General features: G+C 70.6%; 7 protein-coding genes. 5 read left to right on the top strand and 2 right to left on the bottom strand.

Annotation, left to right across the window (positions count from 1 at the left end):
* Together A5691_RS19180 and A5691_RS19175 are read right to left on the bottom strand one after the other, a co-directional pair.
* Window positions 1–461, bottom strand: a 461-nt coding sequence (locus A5691_RS19180; RefSeq protein WP_156734803.1) for an AMP-binding protein, incomplete at its 3' end; no start/stop codon positions are given.
* Between the two features lie 9 nt (window positions 462–470).
* Window positions 471–1,169, bottom strand: coding sequence for a hypothetical protein (locus tag A5691_RS19175; RefSeq protein WP_067750098.1), 699 nt, complete (start codon window positions 1,167–1,169; stop codon window positions 471–473).
* 165 nt (window positions 1,170–1,334) lie between these two features.
* On the opposite strand from A5691_RS19175, the gene A5691_RS19170 reads away from it, so the two are divergent.
* The 5 genes from A5691_RS19170 to A5691_RS19150 all read left to right on the top strand — a co-directional run.
* Window positions 1,335–1,817, top strand: a complete 483-nt coding sequence (locus A5691_RS19170) for a carboxymuconolactone decarboxylase family protein (RefSeq protein WP_067784926.1) — start codon at window positions 1,335–1,337, stop codon at window positions 1,815–1,817.
* Window positions 1,818–1,830: 13 nt separating this feature from the next.
* Window positions 1,831–2,454: a nitroreductase family protein gene (locus A5691_RS19165; RefSeq protein ID WP_067750093.1), complete on the top strand. Its 624-nt coding sequence runs from the start codon at window positions 1,831–1,833 to the stop codon at window positions 2,452–2,454.
* Complete coding sequence (locus A5691_RS19160; RefSeq protein WP_067750091.1) at window positions 2,454–2,948, top strand: SRPBCC family protein; 495 nt, start codon at window positions 2,454–2,456, stop codon at window positions 2,946–2,948. Before A5691_RS19165 ends, A5691_RS19160 begins: the two co-directional genes overlap by 1 nt.
* Before the next feature lie 129 nt (window positions 2,949–3,077).
* Complete coding sequence (locus A5691_RS19155) at window positions 3,078–3,647, top strand: hypothetical protein (protein ID WP_231969174.1); 570 nt, start codon at window positions 3,078–3,080, stop codon at window positions 3,645–3,647.
* Window positions 3,648–3,690: 43 nt separating this feature from the next.
* Window positions 3,691–4,218 (top strand): FAD-dependent oxidoreductase (locus A5691_RS19150; RefSeq protein ID WP_156734802.1); only part of this gene is annotated, 528 nt, incomplete at its 3' end.

Genomic DNA, 4,218 nt, shown 5'->3' with positions numbered 1-4,218 from the left:
AATCCCGTTGTTCCGCTGGTGAATAGCACCAGGGCGTCGCGGTCATCGCTGCCGGCGGGCGCTGCCGCATCGGCGCCCTCCAGCAGCTCCGCGCCCAATACCGTTCGCGCACCGGCATTTCGGAGCCGGTCGGCGTACGGTTCCCCCGCGACGGCCACGTCGGCACAGCCCGCGGCCGTCAATAGGCCGCGGAGCTCGGGTGGCGTCAGCGCCGGATTCATCAGCGCGGCCGCGGCGCCGATGCGGGCCGCCCCGAGCACGGCCGCGATCGAGAGCAGGCTTCCGCCGTCGACCACGGCGACGCGTTGGCCGGCCACCACACCGCGGTCGGCCAGGCCGGCGGCGCAGCGGCGCACGGTCGCGGCCAGCTCGCCGTAACCGATCGCGGCCCCATCGATGATGAGCGCCACGCGAGCGGGGTCAGCCGCCTCGGCGGCCTCGAGCATTGTTCCGATATTCATGCGCGCGGCTCAGTACAGGGGTGACCACGCGGAGGTGCGCAGCAGGCGGCTGGTCCACTGGTCCCGCAGGTCGAGGGCGTCGTGCATCCAGGTGCCCGGGGCCCGGTATTCGGCGGGAATGCGGGTCTGCAGCAGCGCCAGAAGCCGTTCGGGCCGCTCGATGCGCTGCATCAGGACGACCTCGCGATGCAAGTGGCTGCCCAGTGCGGGCTGAAAAGCCGCCTGGATCAACAGCATTGACGACGGCCGGTCCAGGCTTTGGGCGTACACGTCACCGCTGCGCTCGATGTATTCCTCGAACTTGCCCGGGAAGGGCCACATGGTGTCTTCCATGTAGAGGCTGAGTTCGTGCTCCTGACCGTCGACCGGCACCTCCCCCAGCGGCAGCTCCCGCAGCGGCGACCACGGCAGTGGTGCCATCAGCTTGGCCTCGACGTCGTAGCGCAGTTCGTCCAGCTCGCGCATCCAGCCCCGCAGATCGCCCTGTTGCACCCGCAGCGCCAGGCGCTCCCACGCGGCGCCGTCGCGGACCGCGGTGACGGTCACGACGGTGTAGGACGGGCCGCTGCCCTGGGCGTGGTCGGCGTACCAGAGCAACCGGGCGTCATCGCCGGCGGCGAGCATGGGCAGCCAGCCCCGCCGGAAGGCGGCCTCGAAGTCGTCTTCGCAGCGGCCGCGGACCTTGTGCACCTCGTGCATGAACAGCATGCCGAGACCTCCCACCGGGCGCGCTCGGCCGTGAGCGCCCCCGTCCAACGGACGCTAACGCCGTGGAGTTGTCGTGTCCATGGGCGGTTTTGCGGCACCCTGGACAGCCGGGGGGCGAACTGGTTTGCTCGACTCAGTAACTACCTCACCGGGCAGGAGTCGCCGATGGCCCGTCTCACCGTGCCGGATGGCCCGGGCGGCGAAGCCGCGATGATCTGGACGCTGCGGCCGCAACTCGGCGACATGGTGGAGCGGATGATCCGGGGCGCCTATCAGCAGAGCGTGTTGCCCGCCGACGAGCGCGAGCTGGCCAGGATGCGGATCGCGCAGATCAACGACTGCGTCGCCTGCTCCGGATTCCGGGCGCAGTCGGTGCTGGACGCCGGCGTCGCAGCGGAGCTCTACGACAACGTCGCCGCGTACGCGAGCTACCCCGGCTACACGCCGCGCCAGCGGCTCGCGATCGAATTCGCCGAGCGCTTCGCCACCGACCATGCCTCCCTGGACGACGGCTTCTTCGAGCGGCTGCGGGAGTCCTTCTCCGACGCCGAGATCCTCGACCTGACCCTCTGCGTCGCGGTGTTTCTCGGCCTGGGCCGGTCGTTGACCGTGTTGGGTGTCGATCAGTCCTGCGCAATCGATCTCTAGTGAGGAACACTGGATGGACCTGGCCACGGTCGACGAACTGCTGACGACGACGCGGTCGGTGCGCAAGCGCCTCGACCTCGACCGCCCGGTCGGCCGCGACGTGATCCTCGAATGCATCCGGCTCGCGATGCAGGCGCCCACCGCGAGCAACACGCAGGACTGGCGGTGGCTGGTGATCACCGATGCCGACAAGCGCGCCGCGATCGCCGAGATCTACCGCAGCGTCGGTGCCGAGTATCTGGCGCACGCCGCCAAGGAGGCGTCGGACCCCCAGACCCGGCGGGTGTACGCCAGCGCGTTCGCCCTGACCGACACGCTGGGCAAGGTTCCCGTGCATGTGATCCCCTGCCTGGCCAACCGCATCGACAACTCCAACCTGCTGGTCGCCGCGTCGGCCTGGGCGTCGATCATCCCGGCGGGCTGGAGCTTCCTGCTCGCCCTGCGGTCCCGGGGGCTGGGTTCGGTGTGGACGACGATGCACCTGGCCAAGGAGCGGGAGGTCGCCGAGCTGCTCGGCATCCCCGACACGGTCACCCAGGCCGCGTTGTTCCCGGTGGCCTACACCATCGGCACCGACTTCCGGCCCGCCGCGCGCCCGCCCGCCGAGACCGTCACGTTCTGGGACGGCTGGGGCTGATGCAGTCCTACACCGTGCGGTTTCACGTCGACGCGCCACCGGCGAAGGTGTGGCGGGTGCTGCATCCGCCCGCCCCGCCCGACGCGCCGCGGCCGCGCGTCCTCGAGTGGCCCGGCGGCAGCATGGAGATCCTCAACGAGGGCAACGAGGCCGGCGAGGGCCTGGTCCGCACCTGCGTCTACGAGGTGCCCAAGTACCTGCTGTCGGGCGGCCGGGCGCGGTCGTGGGAAACCGTCACGGAGGCCGAGAAGAACAAGCTGTCGCGGTACGTGGCCGTCGGCGCGCCGCTCTGGTCCCGGGCCGAGGGCTACCACCGGCTCGACGAGCAGCCGGACGGGACCACCGTGCTGACCTTCCACGAGACCTACCACGCCTACAACCCGGTGCTCCGGTTCCTTCTCGAACGGCCCGTGCACGCGCGCATTTCTCGCGACAACCTCAAGACGTACGAGCATGCGCTCGGCTATGCCGGCCGCGTTCGGCGCCTGACTTAAAGGTTCCGACCAGGGCTAACGTGCCCGACGGGGGCGACCGGCGTATGCCGCATTGTGTGATTTACGGTGCCCGCCCCGGTACGCTGGCGTGCTATGGGGTTTGAGGCTGGTGTTCCTACCGCGGCACGGTTGGCCGTCGCGGGACTGATGATCGCGGGTTGGACCGCCTCGGCGGGGTTCGCGGGGGCCGACCCGGACCAGACGCCTGCGCCGTCACCGTCGCCGGCAGCCTCGCAGGGGCCCCCACCGGGCCCGCCTCCATCATCTGCCTCGCCGGCGCCCGCGCCGGCCGCCTCGTCGGCGCCCTCACCCGCGGCCTCCCCCGGAGCCTCACCCGCCGCCACACCGGCACCGGGACCGAAGACGACGATCGACAAGGACGGCATCTACAACGTCGGCTCCGACATTGCCCCCGGCATCTACAGCTCGGGCGGCCCCGTCAACAACGGCACCTGCTACTGGAAGCGGACGGGCAACCCCGACGGCAACATCATCGACAACGCGATGAGCAAGAAGCCACAGGTGGTGCAGATCGACCCGACCGATAAGGCGTTCAAGACCTCGGGTTGTCAACCCTGGCAGCTGACCCCGGACGCCGCCCTGCCCCCCACCGCAGCGCCCGGCAGCGTGCAGGGCACGCTCGGGATCCTCAACGGATTGCTCGGCGGTCAGGGCGGGCAGCAGCCTCCCCATTCCTGACGAGCGCTGACGCGGTTTCGCCCGGTTTCGTTACGGTGGCGCCGTGGCCAATGCGCAACAGATCGTCGTCGTCGGTGCGGGAGTCAGCGGGCTGACGTCGGCCGTGTGCCTGGCCGAGGCTGGCTGGCCGGTGCGAGTCTGGACGGCCGCCCTGCCGCAGCAGACGACGTCGAAAGTGGCCGGCGCGGTGTGGCTGCCGCCGCGGCCCGCGGCCCGGGCCGGCGACACCCTGGCGTGGACCACGCACTCGCTGCGGGTCTTCAGCGAACTCGCCGACGATCCCGGCTCCGGCGTCCAACTGGCCCCGGCGATGGCCGTCGGTGAATTGACGGCCACGGAGGCGATGTCGTCCGCGGCGGCGCTGATCCCCGACCTGCGGCCGGCCGATCCGGCCGACCTCCCGGACGGCTTCGCCAACGGCTTCCGAGCAACGCTGCCGATGATCGACATGCCGCACTATCTCGACTACCTGACCCGGCGACTGGCAGCGGCCGGCTGCGACATCGAGGTGCATCCGGTGCGGTCGCTGGCCGAGGCCGCCGACGCCGCGCCGATCGTGGTTAACTGCACC

The sequence above is a fragment of the Mycobacterium sp. E183 genome (assembly GCF_001667735.1).
In the GTDB taxonomy this organism is placed as follows: Bacteria; Actinomycetota; Actinomycetes; order Mycobacteriales; family Mycobacteriaceae; genus Mycobacterium.
Note: the sequence above shows the minus strand (reverse complement) of the source record. Positions and strands in the feature narration are given on the sequence as shown.

Excerpts from the sequence above, each read along its gene's own strand:
- A5691_RS19175 (WP_067750098.1), bottom strand. The coding sequence starts at position 1,169 with ATGCTGTTCATGCACGAGGTGCACAAGGTCCGCGGCCGCTGCGAAGAC.
- A5691_RS19170 (WP_067784926.1), top strand. The coding sequence starts at position 1,335 with ATGGCCCGTCTCACCGTGCCGGATGGCCCGGGCGGCGAAGCCGCGATG.
- A5691_RS19165 (WP_067750093.1), top strand. The coding sequence starts at position 1,831 with ATGGACCTGGCCACGGTCGACGAACTGCTGACGACGACGCGGTCGGTG.
- A5691_RS19160 (WP_067750091.1), top strand. The coding sequence starts at position 2,454 with ATGCAGTCCTACACCGTGCGGTTTCACGTCGACGCGCCACCGGCGAAG.